Source organism: Clostridium saccharoperbutylacetonicum N1-4(HMT) (genome assembly GCF_000340885.1).
Lineage (GTDB): Bacteria > Bacillota > Clostridia > Clostridiales > Clostridiaceae > Clostridium > Clostridium saccharoperbutylacetonicum.
The window spans coordinates 6,326,525-6,344,859 of the sequence record NC_020291.1 but is presented as its reverse complement, the minus strand read 5'-3'; the positions used below and the strand labels follow the sequence as shown (position 1 = coordinate 6,344,859).

At 29.8% G+C, this 18,335-nt stretch carries 16 protein-coding genes and 1 tRNA gene; 13 read left to right on the top strand and 4 right to left on the bottom strand.

The features are described 5' to 3' along the window. Positions 1 to 251 precede the first annotated feature (251 nt). The 11 genes from CSPA_RS27555 to CSPA_RS27505 all read left to right on the top strand — a co-directional run bounded on the left by CSPA_RS27555 (position 252) and on the right by CSPA_RS27505 (position 10,387). Complete coding sequence (locus tag CSPA_RS27555) at positions 252 to 1,607, top strand: sucrose-specific PTS transporter subunit IIBC (RefSeq protein WP_015395694.1); 1,356 nt, start codon at positions 252 to 254, stop codon at positions 1,605 to 1,607. A 167-nt stretch (positions 1,608 to 1,774) separates the two neighbouring features. Beyond that, on the top strand, positions 1,775 to 2,767 hold the full coding sequence (locus CSPA_RS27550; RefSeq protein WP_015395693.1) for a LacI family DNA-binding transcriptional regulator: 993 nt from the start codon (positions 1,775 to 1,777) through the stop codon (positions 2,765 to 2,767). A 19-nt stretch (positions 2,768 to 2,786) separates the two neighbouring features. Then, positions 2,787 to 4,247, top strand: a complete 1,461-nt coding sequence (locus CSPA_RS27545) for a glycoside hydrolase family 32 protein (protein WP_015395692.1) — start codon at positions 2,787 to 2,789, stop codon at positions 4,245 to 4,247. Continuing rightward, a complete protein-coding gene (locus tag CSPA_RS27540) occupies positions 4,237 to 5,175 on the top strand; it encodes a carbohydrate kinase family protein (protein WP_015395691.1) in 939 nt (312 codons plus the stop codon). Before CSPA_RS27545 ends, CSPA_RS27540 begins: the two co-directional genes overlap by 11 nt. Positions 5,176 to 5,373: 198 nt before the next feature. Further along, positions 5,374 to 5,823 carry a nucleoside deaminase gene (locus tag CSPA_RS27535; protein ID WP_015395690.1) on the top strand — a complete coding sequence of 150 codons (450 nt, stop codon included), beginning with the start codon at positions 5,374 to 5,376 and terminating at the stop codon, positions 5,821 to 5,823. 139 nt (positions 5,824 to 5,962) lie between these two features. Next, complete coding sequence (locus CSPA_RS27530; protein WP_015395689.1) at positions 5,963 to 6,313, top strand: CidA/LrgA family protein; 351 nt, start codon at positions 5,963 to 5,965, stop codon at positions 6,311 to 6,313. After that, positions 6,310 to 7,014, top strand: a complete 705-nt coding sequence (locus tag CSPA_RS27525; RefSeq protein WP_015395688.1) for an LrgB family protein — start codon at positions 6,310 to 6,312, stop codon at positions 7,012 to 7,014. Before CSPA_RS27530 ends, CSPA_RS27525 begins: the two co-directional genes overlap by 4 nt. Positions 7,015 to 7,035: 21 nt before the next feature. Then, on the top strand, positions 7,036 to 7,617 hold the full coding sequence (locus tag CSPA_RS27520; protein ID WP_015395687.1) for a hypothetical protein: 582 nt from the start codon (positions 7,036 to 7,038) through the stop codon (positions 7,615 to 7,617). A 28-nt stretch (positions 7,618 to 7,645) separates the two neighbouring features. Continuing rightward, on the top strand, positions 7,646 to 8,317 hold the full coding sequence (locus CSPA_RS27515; RefSeq protein ID WP_015395686.1) for a FadR/GntR family transcriptional regulator: 672 nt from the start codon (positions 7,646 to 7,648) through the stop codon (positions 8,315 to 8,317). Positions 8,318 to 8,655: 338 nt separating this feature from the next. After that, positions 8,656 to 9,828 (top strand): SAM-dependent methyltransferase, encoded by a 1,173-nt coding sequence (locus CSPA_RS27510; RefSeq protein WP_015395685.1) that lies wholly within the window; start codon positions 8,656 to 8,658, stop codon positions 9,826 to 9,828. Between the two features lie 469 nt (positions 9,829 to 10,297). Then, positions 10,298 to 10,387, top strand: a tRNA-Ser gene (locus CSPA_RS27505). 413 nt (positions 10,388 to 10,800) lie between these two features. Here the strand turns inward: CSPA_RS27505 and CSPA_RS27500 are convergent. The 4 genes from CSPA_RS27500 to CSPA_RS27485 form a co-directional block, all read right to left on the bottom strand. Then, positions 10,801 to 11,292, bottom strand: a complete 492-nt coding sequence (locus CSPA_RS27500) for a PTS sugar transporter subunit IIA (RefSeq protein WP_015395684.1) — start codon at positions 11,290 to 11,292, stop codon at positions 10,801 to 10,803. A gap of 150 nt (positions 11,293 to 11,442) precedes the next feature. Further along, positions 11,443 to 12,780 carry a 6-phospho-alpha-glucosidase gene (locus CSPA_RS27495; RefSeq protein ID WP_015395683.1) on the bottom strand — a complete coding sequence of 446 codons (1,338 nt, stop codon included), beginning with the start codon at positions 12,778 to 12,780 and terminating at the stop codon, positions 11,443 to 11,445. 6 nt (positions 12,781 to 12,786) lie between these two features. After that, positions 12,787 to 14,346 carry a PTS transporter subunit EIIC gene (locus tag CSPA_RS27490; protein WP_015395682.1) on the bottom strand — a complete coding sequence of 520 codons (1,560 nt, stop codon included), beginning with the start codon at positions 14,344 to 14,346 and terminating at the stop codon, positions 12,787 to 12,789. A 205-nt stretch (positions 14,347 to 14,551) separates the two neighbouring features. Continuing rightward, complete coding sequence (locus CSPA_RS27485) at positions 14,552 to 15,283, bottom strand: MurR/RpiR family transcriptional regulator (RefSeq protein ID WP_015395681.1); 732 nt, start codon at positions 15,281 to 15,283, stop codon at positions 14,552 to 14,554. A 386-nt stretch (positions 15,284 to 15,669) separates the two neighbouring features. Here CSPA_RS27485 and CSPA_RS27480 point away from each other — a divergent pair, with 386 nt between their 5' ends. Together CSPA_RS27480 and CSPA_RS27475 are read left to right on the top strand one after the other, a co-directional pair. Next, a complete protein-coding gene (locus tag CSPA_RS27480; RefSeq protein ID WP_015395680.1) occupies positions 15,670 to 16,083 on the top strand; it encodes a hypothetical protein in 414 nt (137 codons plus the stop codon). Positions 16,084 to 17,032: 949 nt separating this feature from the next. Then, on the top strand, positions 17,033 to 18,274 hold the full coding sequence (locus CSPA_RS27475) for a sugar ABC transporter substrate-binding protein (protein ID WP_015395679.1): 1,242 nt from the start codon (positions 17,033 to 17,035) through the stop codon (positions 18,272 to 18,274). Positions 18,275 to 18,335 lie beyond the last annotated feature (61 nt).

Sequence of the window (18,335 nt, the reverse complement as noted above, 5' to 3'; positions counted from 1 at the left end):
AATGCTGATGGTATTTTTTTATGCAGTCTACTTTCTGCAATTGATACAAAACAGAAAAAAGTGGAACTGGTATCATCAAATGAAAAGATATAATAAATTCAGAACAAGAACAAATTGAATGGCTAAAACAGGACTGTTACAGATAAAGTGATTATCAAATAAAAAAATATAAAACATATTGACATATAAATGTGGAACTGATATCATAAGAATATGAAAACGATTTGAAAATAAAAATAGGAGGATATGTTATGAAAGAACAACAAGTAGCAAAAGAAATTTTAGAACACATTGGTGGAAAAGAAAATATTAAATCAATGGAACATTGCGCAACTAGGTTAAGACTGATACTTAATGACAGAAGTAAAGTTGACGAAAAAGCAATTGAAAATATAGATGGAGTGAAGGGGCAGTTTTTTGCAGCAGCACAATTTCAAATAATCCTTGGAACAGGATTCGTAAATAAAGTTTATGATGTTATAGCTGGACAAAACTCAGAGTTAGTTACAGGCAATAACAAAGAAGAAGTTTATAGTCAAATGACAATGGCTCAAAAGATTTCAAGAACTTTTGGTGATGTATTTGTACCAATAATTCCAGTATTAGTTGCAACAGGATTGTTCATGGGATTAAGAGGGCTGTTACAAAACTTGGGAGTTCAAATGAGCGATAATTTCGTGCTTTTCACTCAAGTATTAACTGATACAGCTTTTGCATTCTTACCAGCTTTAGTTGCATGGTCAACAATGAAAAAGTTTGGTGGAACACCAGTTATAGGTATAGTAATAGGTTTAATGCTTGTATCACCAAGTTTACCAAATGCTTATGCAGTAGCAGGGGGAACAGCTCAGCCAATATATCTTTCTTTACTTGGATTAACTATTCCAGTTGTAGGATATCAAGGATCCGTATTACCAGCATTAGTACTTGGAATTATTGCAGCTAAGACTCAAAAGGCATTAAAGAAAGTAGTGCCAGATGTATTAGATTTAATAGTTACACCATTCATTACGTTATTATTTTCGATGATATTAGGATTATTAATAGTTGGACCAATCATGCATAATGCTGAACAATTAATATTTGGAGCAATCAAGGCCTTCATGGGGCTTCCATTTGGAATTGGAGGATTAATAATTGGAGGAGTTCACCAACTTATAGTTGTAACTGGAGTTCACCATGCATTGAACGCTTTAGAAGTTGAATTATTAGCAAGTACAGGAAAAGATGCATTTAATGCAATAATAACATGTGGTATTGTAGCACAAGGAGCAGCAGCTTTAGCAGTAGCATTTAAGACAAAGGATAAAAAGAAACGTTCATTATACATTTCATCAGCAATCCCAGCATTTTTAGGAATTACTGAACCAGCAATATTTGGTGTTAATTTAAGATTCATAAAGCCATTTGCTTTTGGATGTGCAGGTGGAGCAGTAGGTGGAATGGTTGCAGCAATGCTTCAATTAGCAGGTACAGGAATGGGAATTACAGCACTTCCAGGTATGCTTTTGTATGTAAATAACTTACCTGCATACATTTTAATAAATGCAATAGCCTTTGCAGTAGCATTTTGTTTAACCTTCTTCTTCTTTAAAGTTGAAGAATAAACACCATTAGAAAATTATATATGGAAACACAGATAGATTTAGTAATTAGCATAATTACTAAGTCTATCTCGCTATATAAAGATTATTATTCGAATAAAGTAAGTTATTTTCAATAACGTTGAATAATGTTATATAATAATATTAACTTAATTTATTTGGAGGATAATATGGATCGAAAAGTTACAATTCAGGATATTGCTAATATGGCTAATGTATCTAAGAGTAGTGTTTCTAGATATTTAAATGATGGATATGTAAGTGAAGAAAATTCAAAGAAAATAAGAGAAGCAATTGAAAAGACAGGATTTGAAACTAATTTTTTTGCTAAAAGATTAAAAACTAAAAAAAGTGGATTAATAGGTATTGTAATACCAAGAATTGATTCAGTTACAGTTGGAAAGTTCTTAAATGGAGTTAATAAGAAATTAAAAGAAAACGGTTATCAAGGTATTATCTTAATTAGTGAATTAGATCTTGATAAGGAATTAGCTAATATAAACAGCCTTAATCAGCAAGGTGTAGATGGGATAATTATTAATTCTATGGCAATTACCAAAAAGCATATTGAATTAACAAGTAAACTTAGAATTCCAACGATATTTTCTGGGCAAAAAAATGAGTTTATTAATTATATAAAAATAGATGACTACGAAGCAGGAAGAATAATGGGAAGCTATTTTAAAGCTAAAGGTCATAAGAACATAGTATTTTTAGGTGTAAATGAATGGGATAAGGCAGTTGGAGTTGATCGTAAAAATGGATTTGTTGATGCAATAAAGGAAAATAACTCTAAGTGTGAAGTTCAATTTGTAGAAACAGATTTCTCATTTATTTGTGCATATAATAAGGCCGAGGAAGTATTGAAATATAATCCAACAGCTATAGTATGTGCTACAGATAATATATGCCTTGGAATACTTAGATATTTACATGAAAATAAAATTAAAGTTCCAGATGAAATTTCAGTTGCTGGTTTTGGTGGATATGATATAGGAAGTGTTTCATATCCAACTCTTACAACGGTAGCTTTTGATTATGAATTAATTGGTATGAAATCAGCTCAAGGAATTCTAGACTTGATTGAAGGAAAAGGGCTGGAGGAAAATGGTGATACCTCTTTAAAATTAATTGAAAGGGAGAGTGTAAGAGAGATTAAATAAATAAGAAAAGAGGAAGAGGATGCTAAACCCAAAATCATATCAAGAAGTAAATGAAGAAATAAATAACTATTATAGCATTAAAGAGAAGAATATATGGAGAAATAATTTTCATATAGAAGCACCCTTTGGTCTAATCAATGATCCAAATGGACTAAATTATTATGATAATAAATTCCATATATTTTATCAATGGAATCCTTTTGGATGTGAGCATAAAACAAAGCATTGGGCACTAGTTACAACGACTGATTTTGTTAATTTTACAAGGCCTAAAGTTGTATTAAAACCAGAAGATTGGTTTGATAAGAATGGTTGCTATTCAGGCTGCGGAGTTGTGAAAGGTGATGACCTTAAGCTTTATTATACAGGGAATGTAAGAAATTCTAATAATGAGCGTGAATCTTATCAATGTATTGCTACCTACCATAAAGATGGAACTCTTGAGAAGGAAGGCGTTATCATACAAAAGCAGCCAGACGGATATACTGCTCATTTTAGAGATCCATATGTTTTTGTTAAGGATGAGCAGGATTATATGGTTCTTGGAGTTCAAACAGAAGGACTAAAGGGTAAGGCTTTAATTTATAACTCAAGAAATTCTAAAGAATGGAAGCTTCTTGGTGAGTTAAAGACTAACATGCATGATTTTGGATACATGTGGGAATGCCCTAATATGATAAAGCTATATGAGGATAAATATGTATTTGTTTTTTCACCACAAGGATTAGAAAGTGAAGAATTTAAATATCAAAATATATATCAATCAGGTTATGTTATTGGGAATTTAGATCTAGAAAAGGTGGAACTTAGAAACCATACGGAATTTAAAGAATTAGATATGGGGTTTGATTTTTATGCTCCACAAGTGTTTAAATATGAAGATAAAAACATATTAATTGGATGGATTGGAATGCCAGATAAGGATTCTGAGTATCCAACTTCTGAAAAAGGATGGATTTATTCATTAACTTTGCCACGGGTATTAGAATATAAAGATAATGTCCTTTATCAAAAGCCTTTTGATAAATTAGGAGGTTTAAGACAAACTCAAGAATTGCAAATTGAAAATTATGTATGTGATGAATATAATTTAGAGTTAAATTCTAAAGGTAAAGAAATTATGTTGAACTTAGATATGACTAAAGATGCCAAGCTGGAAATAAAACTTAAGTTTAATGATGAATATATATTATTGACTTATGATAAGAAAGCAGAAGTGTTCATTATAGATAGAACCAATATGTCTTTAGGTGGAAAAGGAATACGAAAATTTAAATTAAAAGCTGAAGAAGAATTAAAATTACATATGTTTATTGATAGTTCAGTTATTGAAATATATTATCAGGATGGGTTAGAAGTGACGACTTTAATGTACTTTCCTAAGGAAGAACAATTAGAAATTCAAATAAAAAATGATTATGAAATAAAAATCAAGGAATTAAGCATGTGGAACTTAAGGAGTGTTAGTTATGAAGAGTAATATCTTTTGTATCGGAGAACTTTTAATTGACATGGTCTGTGTTGACAATAAAGGTTTAAAGGACGGAGAAAAGTTTGAAAAAAAAGCTGGAGGAGCACCGGCTAATGTTGCAGCAAGTATTTCAAAATTAGAAGGAAACGCTTATTTTTTAGGTCAAGTAGGAAATGATTTTTTTGGTAAACACCTAATTGAGTTATTAAAAACTCTTAAAATAAACACTGAAATGACAGTGGAAGATGGAAGTACAACTATTGCTTTGGTGGGAATTGATGAGAATGGGGAGCGTAACTTTGACTTTTTAAGAGGTAGCGATGGAGCTTATTCCTTTGATAATATTGATTTATCAAAAATAACTGGTTCAGATATTATTCATTTTGGTTCAGCAACAGGATTTTTAGATGGAGAATTAAAAAACACATATTATAAATTATTAGATTATGCAAAAACTAATAATATCTATGTATCTTTTGACCCAAATTATCGTGATGCATTAATAACTCCAGATAAATTAGCTTGCTTTGTAGAAGATTGTATTAAATTCTTAAAAGAAAGTGATTTTACTAAATTAAGTGATGAAGAGCTACTATTAATAACTAAAGAAAAAGATATAGATACCGGGGTTAAAAAATTACATGAATTTGGAGTCAAAGTTGTAACTATTACTTTAGGTTCAAAGGGGACATATTTAAGTGTTGATGGGAAGCATGATATAATTCTATCTATAAAGATTAGACAGATAGATTCAACGGGAGCTGGAGATGCTTTTGTTGGAGCTGTATTGAAACAAATATCAGAAATTGAAGATAAACAAAATGTAAGCTTTGAAGAATGGAAAAGAATAGTTTCATTCGCTAATAAGGTTGGAGCAATTACATGTACTAATTATGGTGCAATAGCTTCAATGCCTACTTTAAATGAATTGAAATAGCAGATTTAAGTTAGTTGTAGAAGGGATATGCTTTTAATTAATTATTGGCATCCCTTCTGCTTTTTTTATTATTTTGTTGATGATTATAATTAATGAGCATAAAGTGAATGATATTATATTTATAGTATATGTTAGAATATTAAAAAAGAACAATTGAAATAAATTTTATTAAGAAAATTTGTAATAGGAGCTGTGTTTATGATTGATTTTTTAGAAGTGGCAAAAGAGGAAGCAATTTCAGCTATGAATAAGGGAGAAATTCCAGTAGGTGCTGTAATTGTAAAGAATGGTGTTATTATAGGGAAGGCTCATAATTTAAAGGAGACCTTAAAGGATAGTACAGCTCATGCAGAAATCTTAGCAATCAAGGAAGCATCGAATTTCTTAGGAGATTGGAGATTAAATGGTGCAGAAATGTATGTAACTCTAGAACCATGTCCAATGTGTGCTAGTGCAATTGTTCAAAGTAGAATATCTAAACTGTATATAGGAACTTTCAATAAAGATATGGGAGCTTGTGGTTCAGTGATTAATATTACAAATAATAAATGGTTAAATTCATCTTTAGAGGTAAAGTGGCTATATGATGAAGGATGTTCCGAAATTCTGACAACGTTTTTTAAAAATAGAAGAATAGATATAATATAATTTTAAGAATTTTATGTGTTGAAAATCAAATTTTATGTATATATTTGTTGAAAAGATAAAATGTATATGGTATATTAATAACAAGTGGTATGACCATTATACCAATTTAAATGGGTGAACATATAGATGAGGTGATTTTTTGAAGTATTTAAAGCAACTAATGATTATTTTAATGGCGTATTTTCTAGGTGTCATATTGCAATCCGTGTTTAATTTGCCTATACCAGGTACAGTTATTGGACTTATTATATTATTTTTAGGATTATCATTTGGCATAGTTAAAATGGAAATGATTGAAGATATATGTGATGTGTTAATATCCCATATGTCATTTTTATTTGTACCAGCTGGAGTAGGGTTAATTACATCCCTTGATATATTGAAGAGTAATGCCATATCATTTTCAGTTATAATTCTTATTTCTACTGTAGTAGTTTGGGTTGTGACTGCTTATGTTGTAAAAATGTTAAGAAGGGTGGTTTCAAGATGAAGGATGTCATAGCATCTCCGGTTTTTGGAGTTTTAATTTCGCTAATTGCTTATGAAATTGGTAATTTTATAAAGCAAAAACTAAAGCTTTCAATTTTTAATCCGTTACTTATCGCAATAATAATTTTACTTATATTTTTGTCAAAATTTAATATAAAATATGAAGATTATAATAATGGTGGGCAGGTGATTTCTTTCTTTTTAGCGCCTGCAACTGTAGCGTTGGCATTACCTTTATATAAAAAGTTTTCTTTATTTAAGAAAAATGCAGTACCTATTTTAGTAGGAATTTTATGTGGTGTTGTTTCTGGAATAATATGTGTAATTGGGATTTCAAAAATATTTGGACTGTCAAGCGAACTAACAAAATCATTAATACCAAAATCTATTACAACACCTATAGGTATGGCATTATCAAATCAATTGGGAGGATTGCCTGCCATAACTGTAGTTGCTATTATAATTACAGGTATATTTGGTTCTATAATTGGTCCGTTTTTGAATAAAATATTAAAAGTAAATGATAGTGTAGCTATGGGAATTGCTATGGGGAATGCATCCCATGCAGTTGGAACAGCAAAAGCTATGGAAATAGGTGAAACTGAAGGTGCTATGAGTAGTTTGACTATTGCAATTTCAGGAATAATAACAGTAATTGTAGGACCAATAATTTGGAATTTATTTTCAACTTTTTTTAAATAAATTATTTATGGAGGGGATATTGTGATTACGAACAAGGATAATTCAAAGAAAAGCGGGGGTACATTTAACAAGTTATTAAATTCTCTTGATAATTTGTTAAATGAAGAAAAAGAGCAGAAACTAAAATTGAAACTTGGTAAAGAAATAAAAAATAGAATATTTACTGATGAAATATTAACAAAACTTAATGAAAATGATTTTTCTGATTTAATAGATAAAGAAGAAAATGATATAACAACACTTTTTTCAAGTATATTTCCAATATTCATAAAAAAAAATGATATTATTTTTAGATTATATAAACATAAAATTGAAGTTAATTTATCTAATGAAATGAGTGATAGATATATTTACATTTTTGCTGATGGAAGATTGACTTCTGGGTTATTCCAATGCTTTACGCTTAGCGATGATGAGTATGTATATGGAGTTAAAAAAATAATTGATGTTATACCACTTTTTAGGGAAGCGATATTAAATACCTTAGAAAACTTTAAGAAGAATATAGAGATACACAACAATAAAATCGCGAAGTCAAAAAATAGAGAACCTTTGGTGGAAAAAAACTACAATGAATTATTTAATTATTTATCAAAAAAATAAGATAGTAACTTTTGAGAGGAAGATATAAGTGTTAAGTCCTGTTAAAAACCTAAAGATATATGAACTGGTAATGGAACAGATTAAAGATATTGTTAAAAAAGGTGAATTAAAGACTGGTGATAAGTTACCCTCTGAAAGAGATTTGTGTGAAAGGCTTGAAGTTAGTAGATCCTCTGTAAGAGAAGCATTAAAAGCTCTTCAAATGCTTGGCCTTATAGAATCTAAGCATGGTGAAGGAAATTTTATTAAGGAAAATTTTGAGGATAGCTTGCTTGAACCTTTATCTATAGTATTTTTGCTTCTTGGAAGTAAAGATGAAGAGGTTCTTGAACTAAGAAGAGTAATTGAACCAGAAATAGCAGCTCTTGCTGCAAAAAACATAACTGGCGAACAGCTTATAGAATTAAAGGAAATAATGAATGAATTAAATGAAACTATTGATGCTGAAATAAGCGTTTCGTTAGATAAAAAATTTCATTATAAAATAGCTAAGGCTTCAGGTAATAATTTAATATCAACTATAATGTTTTCTATATCATCTTTAATTGAGAAATATATAGAGAAATCAAAAGTTCATACTTTAAATAAAGAGTTAGTTAAAACTCAACATGAGGAAATATGGAAAGCTTTAGAAGCAAAAGACTTTGAGGCAGCTGCAACAGCTGTTAGAAAACATTTGGAATTGAATACTGATTTGTAAGTATTCAAAAGGTTAGCTTAAATTTATTTAGATAAATTTTTGAATTAATAAGATTCATTTAGGGGTATCAGAATAAAAATGAGAAGGGATTTTACTACATTGCAAATTAATATATGTTGCTTAAATTGTGATAACAACTTAGACACAATAAAAAATAATAGACCATTAAGTTATAGAGTGCAAGTGGAAGTTATGATGTTTTTTAAACTATAAGTGCAATTTATATAACTATTTCATTTGTAATATATAATGAGTATTTGATTTGTTGTTTCATGTGCCTAGTTTTATATATTTATCTTTTAAATATGATAATTAATTTAAAATAGGAGATGACAATTGTGATTATTGACAAAGTATTTTACAAAACATTATTCAAAAATTTATTCTCAGATACCTTTGAATTAAAGCTTTGGGATGGAAGTTCAGAGATTTATGGAGAGGGAGAAGTTCAATTTAAGATAGTCTTTAATGAACCAATTCCAAAAGCGGATATCATTAAGGATCCTTCCTTAACCTTTGGGGAAGCTTATATGACTAAAAAAATAGACATTGAAGGAAGCGTTCAAAAAGTAATAGAATCGTTATACAATAACAAGGAAAGTTTTTTAAGCAATAGTGCTAAATATGCTGCACTATTAGGTAAAGTTACAAACAATCTAAAAAACAGTAAGAAAAATATTGAGTTTCATTATGATATAGGGAACGATTTTTATAAATTGTGGCTTGATGATACCATGACATATTCTTGTGGATATTTTAAATCCGAGAATGATTCTTTGACTCAAGCTCAAAAAAATAAAGTTGAACATATTCTTAAGAAGCTTGATTTAAAAGAAGGAGAGACTTTGCTTGATATAGGTTGTGGCTGGGGTGAACTTATAATTTCAGCGGCTAAACAATACAAAGTAAAAGCTATGGGAATAACCTTAAGTAATGAACAGTTAGCTAAAGTTACAGAAAGAATAAAAAAAGAGAATTTGGAAGAATTAGTTGAAGTTAAACTAGTAGACTATAGAGAATTAAAAAATAGAAAATTTGATAAAATAGTCAGTGTAGGTATGCTAGAACATGTTGGACAAGACCATCTTGCAGAATATTTTGAAACTATAGATAGGCTATTGGTTGATAATGGTGTATCATTACTTCATTGTATAACTGGCATTGTTGGAGGCAATAATACTTGGATAAATAAATATATTTTCCCAGGTGGATATGTTCCAGCGATTACAGAATTAATTGGTGGAATGTCAGAAAGAAATTTTGATGTAAATGATGTAGAAAATTTAAGACTACATTATGGAAGAACCCTTGAACATTGGGCAAGAAATTTTGAAGAAGCATTGCCTGAGATAAGAAAAACAAAGGATGAAACTTTTATAAGAATGTGGAGATTATATTTAAATGCATGTGCAGCATCTTTTAATTCTGGAAATATAAATATCCATCAATTCTTGTTTAATAAGGGCGTAAATAATGACTTACAATGGACAAGAGATTATATGTATAAATAAAGAAATGTAATCATTATAGATATCCAAAGCAAGAATTAGACATATGCGGAACTTACCGAAATTAAACACATATTTATTACAGCGGACTAATGAAATTTTCGCTGGATGGGTTCTAAGTGGAAGGAGGCACCCATTTCTGCATGTTCCTAAAGTAAATTTATGACAAGCAGAAAGTGGAACAACCTTCCACTAATAACCATCACAGCTTAATTTCATATGCCGCTTGCACAAATATGTATCTAATTTCTAGTGTAGTGTTATGATTATAATTTCTCAATGATGCATGTATATTCTATTTATAAGTTTGATTATTAAATTGGATATCTATACAATGAAACAATATTAAAACTTTTGCTGCAGGCGTTTTAAGAAAATGAATATATTTGAAATATGAAGAAAACTATGAGTATTCAGTTGAATTACTAAAAATAATATGCTATTATAAATAAGCATAAAATTACAAATATATGGAGAGATGTCCGAGTGGTCGAAGGAGCACGCCTGGAAAGCGTGTATAGGGGCAACTCTATCAGGGGTTCAAATCCCCTTCTCTCCGCCAATGAAATTATATAAGAGAAATGCCTGAGATCTTAGCAAAACTAAGGTGTCAGGCATTTTTTTTGTTTAAGAACTATTGAAATTTATACCCTAAACTACCGTATAAAACATCAATTTACCAAGTATATTTTTAGTATTATGGAGAATTAACAGCATCAAGTTTTTGGTCAGTATCTATATGAGTATACATATTTGTGGTAAAAGACGCATAAGAGTGACCGAGTATTTCAGAAACTACATTCATACATACACCTTTTTTACTAATTCTGATGTGAATGAATGCCTTAAGTTCTTTAGTTACTGGAACTTAAGATACTTTTGATGTTTGTATAGATAATTAAAAGTAACCATACTTGTTATAATATTTATTTATCTAAAATGGATTTTTTAATACTTACTTTTACCTTAATAATGCTATTTTAACTGCGTTTCAAATAGTTTTGTTTCTCCAGCTTTAACTTTATTAATATCTTCCCACTTAAAATTAAAACGATCTTCATTACTATTTGTAATAATCATGGGAATAATTGTGCTGCTTGCATTTTCTTTAATAAAATCTAAATCTGCTTCAACAATAATCTGACCTTTTTTAACTTTATCTCCTAATTTTATATGGAAATTAAATCCTTGCCCTTTGAGATTCATAGTTTCAAGCCCAATATGAATAAGAATTTCTTCACCAAGAGCAGTTCTTAATGCAAAAGCATGTTTAGTTTCTGCAATTAGGATGATTTCTCCATCCACAGGTGCAAGGATTTGACCATTTGAAGGTAAAATCGCAACACCTTCTCCCATAAGTTTTTGGCTAAAAACAGGATCTGGAATATCTTCAATTTTTACAAGATCTCCAGAAGCATAAGCAAATATAGATTCACTAATATTTTTGGAAAATAATTTTTTGAACATTTATGGTAACCTCCACTATAACATTGTATTAGTTATATAAGTTTTCATATATTTAATAAACATAAGCATATATATGTTTTTGATACTCCTGATTGTAACTACTAATTTCTAATCAAGAGTATCAATTCTATGTTATGAATCAGCTAAAATCTAACGGAGTTCATTCCAATATCCTTTGTTTGCTTCTATTAAATCTTTTAATAATTCTTTAGCAATATTAGTATTTACAACTGCACGATTTAATACAAGTGCCTGCAATGCCTTTTGATAGCTTCCTTCTAAGCATGCGTCTACTGACAATTTTTCATACGCATATTGGTTTTCGATAAGTCCCTTGTAAAAAGTAGGTACACTTCCTACTGCTAATGGTTCAACACCATTATTTCCAACACGACATGGGACTTCTACCATCATTCCAGGTGAAACATTTTGAATAGCTCCATTATTTTCTGTTATTGTTAGAAAAATTTCATTTGTGTTATTAGCAATTGCTGTTGCTAAATCAACTATATATTCTGCATGACATCCTACATCGCTAGTTATTTCATATTTAGTACCACGTATTTTGCCTAAAGATATAATTTCATGCAGTCTGTTGTAAGTTTCTTTTTCATTTCCATCCATTACTTCATTAGCTCTAGTGTATTCTGGATTTTCTTTATCTCTCATCTTTTTTGGATATAAATAATATTGTAAATATGTGTTTGGCAGATATTCATCATAATCATTAATCATTTGACTCATGAATTCAAATGTTGCTTTCCATGAAGGTTCTTGGAAAAGAGGCTCAGTCTGTACATCTACTGGAGTTTTTAATATTTCTCTTAATTTAGGTAAATAATCTTCTCCAGTCCTTTTATCTAAGATATGTGTAAACCAACCAAAATGATTTAAACCAAAATATTTTGGCTCTAAATCTCTTCTCTTTAATCCAAGCACACTTGCATAAATATCCATAATTGCAATTGGCATATCACAAATGTTGATAATACGGTAATCTCCAGGGAATACTCTTTTTGTTGCTTCTGCAACAATTGCAGCTGGGTTTGAATAATTCAAAATCCAACATTCTGGAGAATAAGTACGAATATTTTTTATCAAATCAATAACAGCAGGAACACTTCGTAATCCATAAGCAAATCCTCCAGGTCCACATGTTTCCTGACCAAGACATCCATGTTTTAATGAAATCTTTTCATCTTTTTCACGCATTTTTAATCTTCCTGCACGAATTTGCATAAGTGCAAAATCTATGTCTTTAAATGCTTCTTTTTCATCAGTAGTGTATATAATTTCTTCTAACTCCGGATAATATTCCTTAAATAATATTTCGGCATATTTTCCAACTATATTTTGGCGTTCGCTTTCATTATCATATAAGACAATCTTCTTTAAAGGGAATCTATCCTTTTGGTTACATAACATGGCAAGCATATCTGGTGTATAACGGCTTGCTCCACCAACAATACAAATTGAATATTTTTTCATTTTACATTACTCCTTTTTTATGTTTTGTTTTTTTATGTTTAATACATTAACAAGTTTTTCTTTTTCAGATTCTACAGTCATTCCAATAATAATCTGTACGTTGCTTCCTTTAATAACAACACCCTTTTGTTTTCCTTTACTAATTATTTCTTTATTTACTTTGTTAATGTCAGCTACATCAATTCTTAAACGTGTAAAGCAGTTGTTTACTTCTACAATATTTTCTGCACCACCTAGCCCTTCAATAAATAATTCAGGATTTTGATTATCAGAACTATTATTTGTAGAGGAATCATAGCTTGTCTTATTATTAAGAGGTTCCTCTTCTCTACCAGGTGTCTTAATGTCAAATTTTTTAATTAAGAAAACAAAGGTGAAGTACCATACTATAGCCATTACAATACCAACGGCAAAGAAAATGTATATCTTAGATAGTTTTGGATCTATAACAGAATTACAAACTATAGTATCAAGTAAGCCATAAATTGAATAGGTTCTTGAGCCCAATACCCAAAGCAGCATTTCTGAAAAGCCTGTAAGTAATCCATGTACCAGCCAAAGTAATGGTGATATGAAAAGAAATGCGAAATCAAGAGGTTCTGTAATACCTGCTACCATTGAAACGAAGAGTGCTGGTATAAGCAAGCCTTTTACAGTACTTTTATTTTCTGGCTTTGCAGTTTTTATCATAGCAAGAACTATACCTAAGCTTGCAAAGATTTTTGCAAATCCAAAAGTAGCAAATCTTATTGAAGGATCAATAGCTGTCAAATTAGCACCACTACCCATTTCTGCATAGAAAATGTTTACAGCACCTTGTACAGTATTACCGTCAATTTGGGCGGTTCCTCCAAAACCAGTGAAACAAAATGGCATCCATAACAAATGATGCAATCCTGTTGGAATTAAAAATCTGTTACCAAATGCATATACAAATACGCCTAATGCGCCTGCACCTTTCATGAATACTGATAAGCAAGAAATGCCATAATTCATAACAGGCCATACATAACTAAGCACAATTGCTAATATTAAAGTAATTGGTATCATAATTATAAATGCAAATCGTGATCCACCGTATACTCGAAACATTTCTACAAATTGTATATTAGATACTTTATTAAATACATATCCAGTGATGCATCCGAGTATTATTCCTAAAAATACATTCATGTCTACTACCTGGAACCCTAAAACAAGATTTTGTCCAGTTCCAAATAACCCCATAGCACCAGGCTGAGCCAGCATATTTTGTGAAGTAAGCCATGCATTGTTTCCAGCCAAAAAGATAATGTAAACAATAAGACTAATAATAGCGGCATCTACTTTTTTTGTTTTGGCAAATGCAGTTGTTAATCCAACACAAAAAATGATAGAAAGGTTATTTAGCATAGCATTCATCATGGTCTTTAATAAAGTTCCAATAAAAATAACAAATGATGGCATAAAACTGAGTTGCATTATGACAGCAATAGCAAGACCAGTTCCCATAATTGCTAAAAACATTACAGGTTGCACTGCAGCTTGTGAAAATTTTTGACTTAATGATAATAATTTTTCTTTCATAAATATGTACCTCCTTTTATTTGTTTTTAGCATACTCTAGATTATATATAGTATCAATGGATTCACTACTTTTATGATAATGTTTACCTTTAGTGAAAAAGTTCACTGAGCCGCAAATATAAAAAGGGCTGTTAATAGAGTGTAGTGTAAAGATTTTTACACAATAATCTACTTTTAACAGCCCTTTTATAGCATGGCACCGTATTTAATTGAGTTCATAAGTGCTAGTTTTTTTGGGTGATAAATATTTATTAGAATATTTGCTTAATACTAATTCTAATAATATTATTAAATTTGAAGTGAAAAAGTTAGGTATATAATGTTCCTTATCTGATTTTATTCCAGCAACTTCTATTGTCATATGAGCTATTTTGCCCAATGGAGAATCCTTAGTTGAAGTAAAAGCTACAACCTTAAAATTATTCTCAATAGCTACGTTAACCTTTTCAAGAATTTCTGACCTTACCCCAGAATAAGAAAGGAAAAAATAGAGTCCGGATTTATTTTTGTTAAAGGCTTCGTAATGATAGCTGCTAGCTGCATCAAATCCAAATGATAATAATTTTTGTAAATAATATTCCTTAGCGCTATCACAAAAGCCTAGAGAATCAATATAAATTCTTTTTTCTCTATATTCTCTTAGTAATTCTACAAGCATATTAATATGAATTGTTAAAGAATCACTTTTATATGTATCAACAATATTATCAGAAAAGTCTAACTTAAGTGCATGATTAGTAGATGCAAGAATGGTATAATACATTTCACTATATCCACTGTATCCAAATTTTTTTGATAATTTTATAATTGCTGATTTTGAAACAAAACATTCCTGTGCTACTGTATTTATACCAACTTTTTCATTTCGGCTAATATGATCATGTATTTTATTCAGAATTATCTTTTCAAGATCTGAGAGATTTATATTACGTTGCATTTTAAACACTTCCTCTCTGTAAAAATAATGCTCATAAAGTTAAATTTTCTTTTAGTATATCATTATGATTAAGTTAAAATCTACATATCAAACAAAAAGAGTGTTAACAGATAATTATTAAATTACTCAAGCTGTTTCTAACAGCTTAAATAATTTAATAATAAAATATTATAAAACAGAGTATAAGGAAAATGAGAAATCAGTCACACGGTATAGATGTAACAAAGATGCTGATAGTAATAAAATAAGTTTATTTTTAGTCAAAGCAAAATTGCATTTGTTAAACCCAAATTTATTTTTTCCTACAAGTAGATAATTATACTTGATTTGACAAAATTCCCATATTAGGTACAATGTATAATATAACTATTTAGGGGGATGAATAAATGAAAAAAATATTAAGCATACTACTATGCAGCTTAATGATGTTTGTATTAATTGGATGTGGAGGATCTGCTAAGAAGCTTACTGCTGAAGAATATGGAAATAAATTAAAAGAGGCTGGAGTTACTATTGAAAATGTAGAAGTGACAACTGCTGAAAATGATAAAAACCAACTATTAGGAAGACCAAATCAATATACGTCTAAAATTAATTTTACGAATGGATCTATTGAAGTTTTTGCTAATAAAGAAGATGCTAAAAACAGAAAAGAGTACATTGATGGTATAGGTAAAAAAATGCCACTAGTAGCTGAATATAGTTACATGAATGATGCTGGTGTATTGTTGAGACTTGATAAAAAGCTTACTCCAGACGATGCAAAGAAATATGAAGATACATTTATGAAAATAAAATAAATAATGTATCTAGAGTTTAATGCTCTAGCTTTATTTTGTCTATACATTAATGTAATAAAATTTTTTATTAAGAGCAAAATTATCTTAGTTTCTTCAAAATGTTGACATTAATATCACAAAAGTATACTATTAATGACAATAACAATGTGGAGATATTTCAAAATAAGAATCGTGTTAAAGTATATAAATAACCACGCTTAAGCCTGTAATTAGCTGGTTTGTACCTGGAAAGCGTGTATAGGGGTAACTCTATCAGGGGTTCAAATCCCCTTCTCTCTGCCAGCAAAAGAAGATGTGGAAAATGCCTGAAAGCTTAGTAAAACTAAGGATTCAGGCATTTTTATATATTTGTAAGTAGGGTTTGTTCAACAATTTTATCAATATTAAAATACTGAAGTGAAAGTTGCAGTGAGTCATAATAAGTGCATGGGAGTATGTCCAAATATAAAGAAAAAGCTTACACTTAGAGGTGATTATTGTATAAAATATAAAATCAATCCTTGACATAGTTGATATAAATGAAAAACTTAGTTTTTTTGATATCAACTTTTTTTGCAATTACTTGTCAATATTTATTTCAGTTGTTTGATATATAAGTTCAATTAAGATTCTACATTTCACATCACGAAATCCTAAAGGGATTTCGTAACTAATGATAATTGAACATTGATACTTGGAACATATAAAAAATTTTTTTGGCGAAATTTCGAATCAAATTATAGAAACGTTTCGTTAAAACCTGCATAGATTAGGTCATTAGTTAAATGTAATTTTAGTGAAAAAATATAGATTTTAATTTGATAAAATGGGCGTTTAAGAATAATTGTAAAAAGTGGTTGAAAAATATTTTTAATTATGATATCGTTTTAATCATAGAAACGTTTTAGTAAAGTGTTAAGCGCTTAGATAAAAGTAAATTGATTTTAGAAAATATAAAGGAGAGGATGATATGAAAAAAGTATTAACAAAAATTATGGCAGCTGTACTTATAACAACAACGGTTTTGTCAGGATGTGCATCGAAAAATGAAAATAGTAATTCAAACAATGAAATAAAGACATTAACGGTTTGGGCAATGGGAGCAGAAGGGGAATTGCTAGACAAAATGTCTGAAGGATTTGAAAAGGAGAATCCTGGGATAAAAGTTAAGGTGCAAGCATTACCTTGGGATCAGGCACACGATAAATTAATGACAGCAGTAGCTTCTAAGTCTGGGCCAGATGTTATACAAATGGGTACTTCGTGGGTACCTGAGTTTGCAGAAGCAGGTGCGCTTTTAGATTTATCTAAATACACAGATAAATATGAAAATCTGAAGAAGGAGAATTATTTTGAAAGTTCATTGCAGACAAGCGTTTATAAAAATGAATATGTAGGGGTTCCTTGGTATATCGATACAAGAGTTTTATTTTATAGGACTGATTTGTTACAAGGAGTAGGTTATCCAAATGGACCATCTAATTGGGATGAATTTAAAGATGCAGCTTCTAAATTAACAAATAAAGCTCAAAACAAATATGGATTTTTACTAGATCCAAAGGATCAAATTTCTATGATGTTATATGCATGGCAAAATGGTTCAGAACCAATTACTTCTGACAATGTTCCACATTTTAATGAACCAGCATTTGTAGATGCAGTTACTTATGCGACTAGTTTTATAAAAGAAGGTTATTCACCAGCTCAAAATGACTATGATGTAACACAAGGATTTAAAGATGGTACATTCCCAATGTTTATAAGTGGACCTTGGATGGTAGATACAATTAAGAAAAAGGCAACAGAACTTGATGGAAAATGGGCAGTTCGCGTATTACCTAGCAAAAAAACAAATACATCTTTTGTAGGTGGGTCTAATTTATCTGTGTTTAAGTCAAGTAAAAATTCAGAAGAAGCTATAAAATATATTGATTATATGTCAAAGCTAGATACAGAAATGAAATGGTTTGATGTATCTAATAGCTTACCAGCTAGAAAAGATGCATGGAATACTGATAAATTAAAGAATGATAAATTACTAAAAGTTTTTGGAGAGCAAATGAAAGATGCAAAACCAGCTCCGGCTGTTAAAAATTGGGAAAGAATTGCACAAGAAGTAATTAGTTCTGTAGAAAAGATTGATTTAAATGGAGTCGACGTCAAAGCAGAACTTGATAACGTAAATGAAAAAGCAAAAGAATTATTAAAGTAAGATTATAGTTTTGTTTATAGCAGTCTCTAATGGCTGCTATAAATAAAAAAGAAAGGAGAAT

Bases quoted from the DNA above. Each gene is read 5' to 3' on its own strand.
- CSPA_RS27555 (WP_015395694.1), top strand. From the start codon at position 252: ATGAAAGAACAACAAGTAGCAAAAGAAATTTTAGAACACATTGGTGGA.
- CSPA_RS27550 (WP_015395693.1), top strand. From the start codon at position 1,775: ATGGATCGAAAAGTTACAATTCAGGATATTGCTAATATGGCTAATGTA.
- CSPA_RS27545 (WP_015395692.1), top strand. From the start codon at position 2,787: ATGCTAAACCCAAAATCATATCAAGAAGTAAATGAAGAAATAAATAAC.
- CSPA_RS27540 (WP_015395691.1), top strand. From the start codon at position 4,237: ATGAAGAGTAATATCTTTTGTATCGGAGAACTTTTAATTGACATGGTC.
- CSPA_RS27535 (WP_015395690.1), top strand. From the start codon at position 5,374: ATGATTGATTTTTTAGAAGTGGCAAAAGAGGAAGCAATTTCAGCTATG.
- CSPA_RS27525 (WP_015395688.1), top strand. From the start codon at position 6,310: ATGAAGGATGTCATAGCATCTCCGGTTTTTGGAGTTTTAATTTCGCTA.
- CSPA_RS27500 (WP_015395684.1), bottom strand. From the start codon at position 11,292: ATGTTCAAAAAATTATTTTCCAAAAATATTAGTGAATCTATATTTGCT.
- CSPA_RS27495 (WP_015395683.1), bottom strand. From the start codon at position 12,780: ATGAAAAAATATTCAATTTGTATTGTTGGTGGAGCAAGCCGTTATACA.
- CSPA_RS27490 (WP_015395682.1), bottom strand. From the start codon at position 14,346: ATGAAAGAAAAATTATTATCATTAAGTCAAAAATTTTCACAAGCTGCA.
- CSPA_RS27485 (WP_015395681.1), bottom strand. From the start codon at position 15,283: ATGCAACGTAATATAAATCTCTCAGATCTTGAAAAGATAATTCTGAAT.
- CSPA_RS27480 (WP_015395680.1), top strand. From the start codon at position 15,670: ATGAAAAAAATATTAAGCATACTACTATGCAGCTTAATGATGTTTGTA.
- CSPA_RS27475 (WP_015395679.1), top strand. From the start codon at position 17,033: ATGAAAAAAGTATTAACAAAAATTATGGCAGCTGTACTTATAACAACA.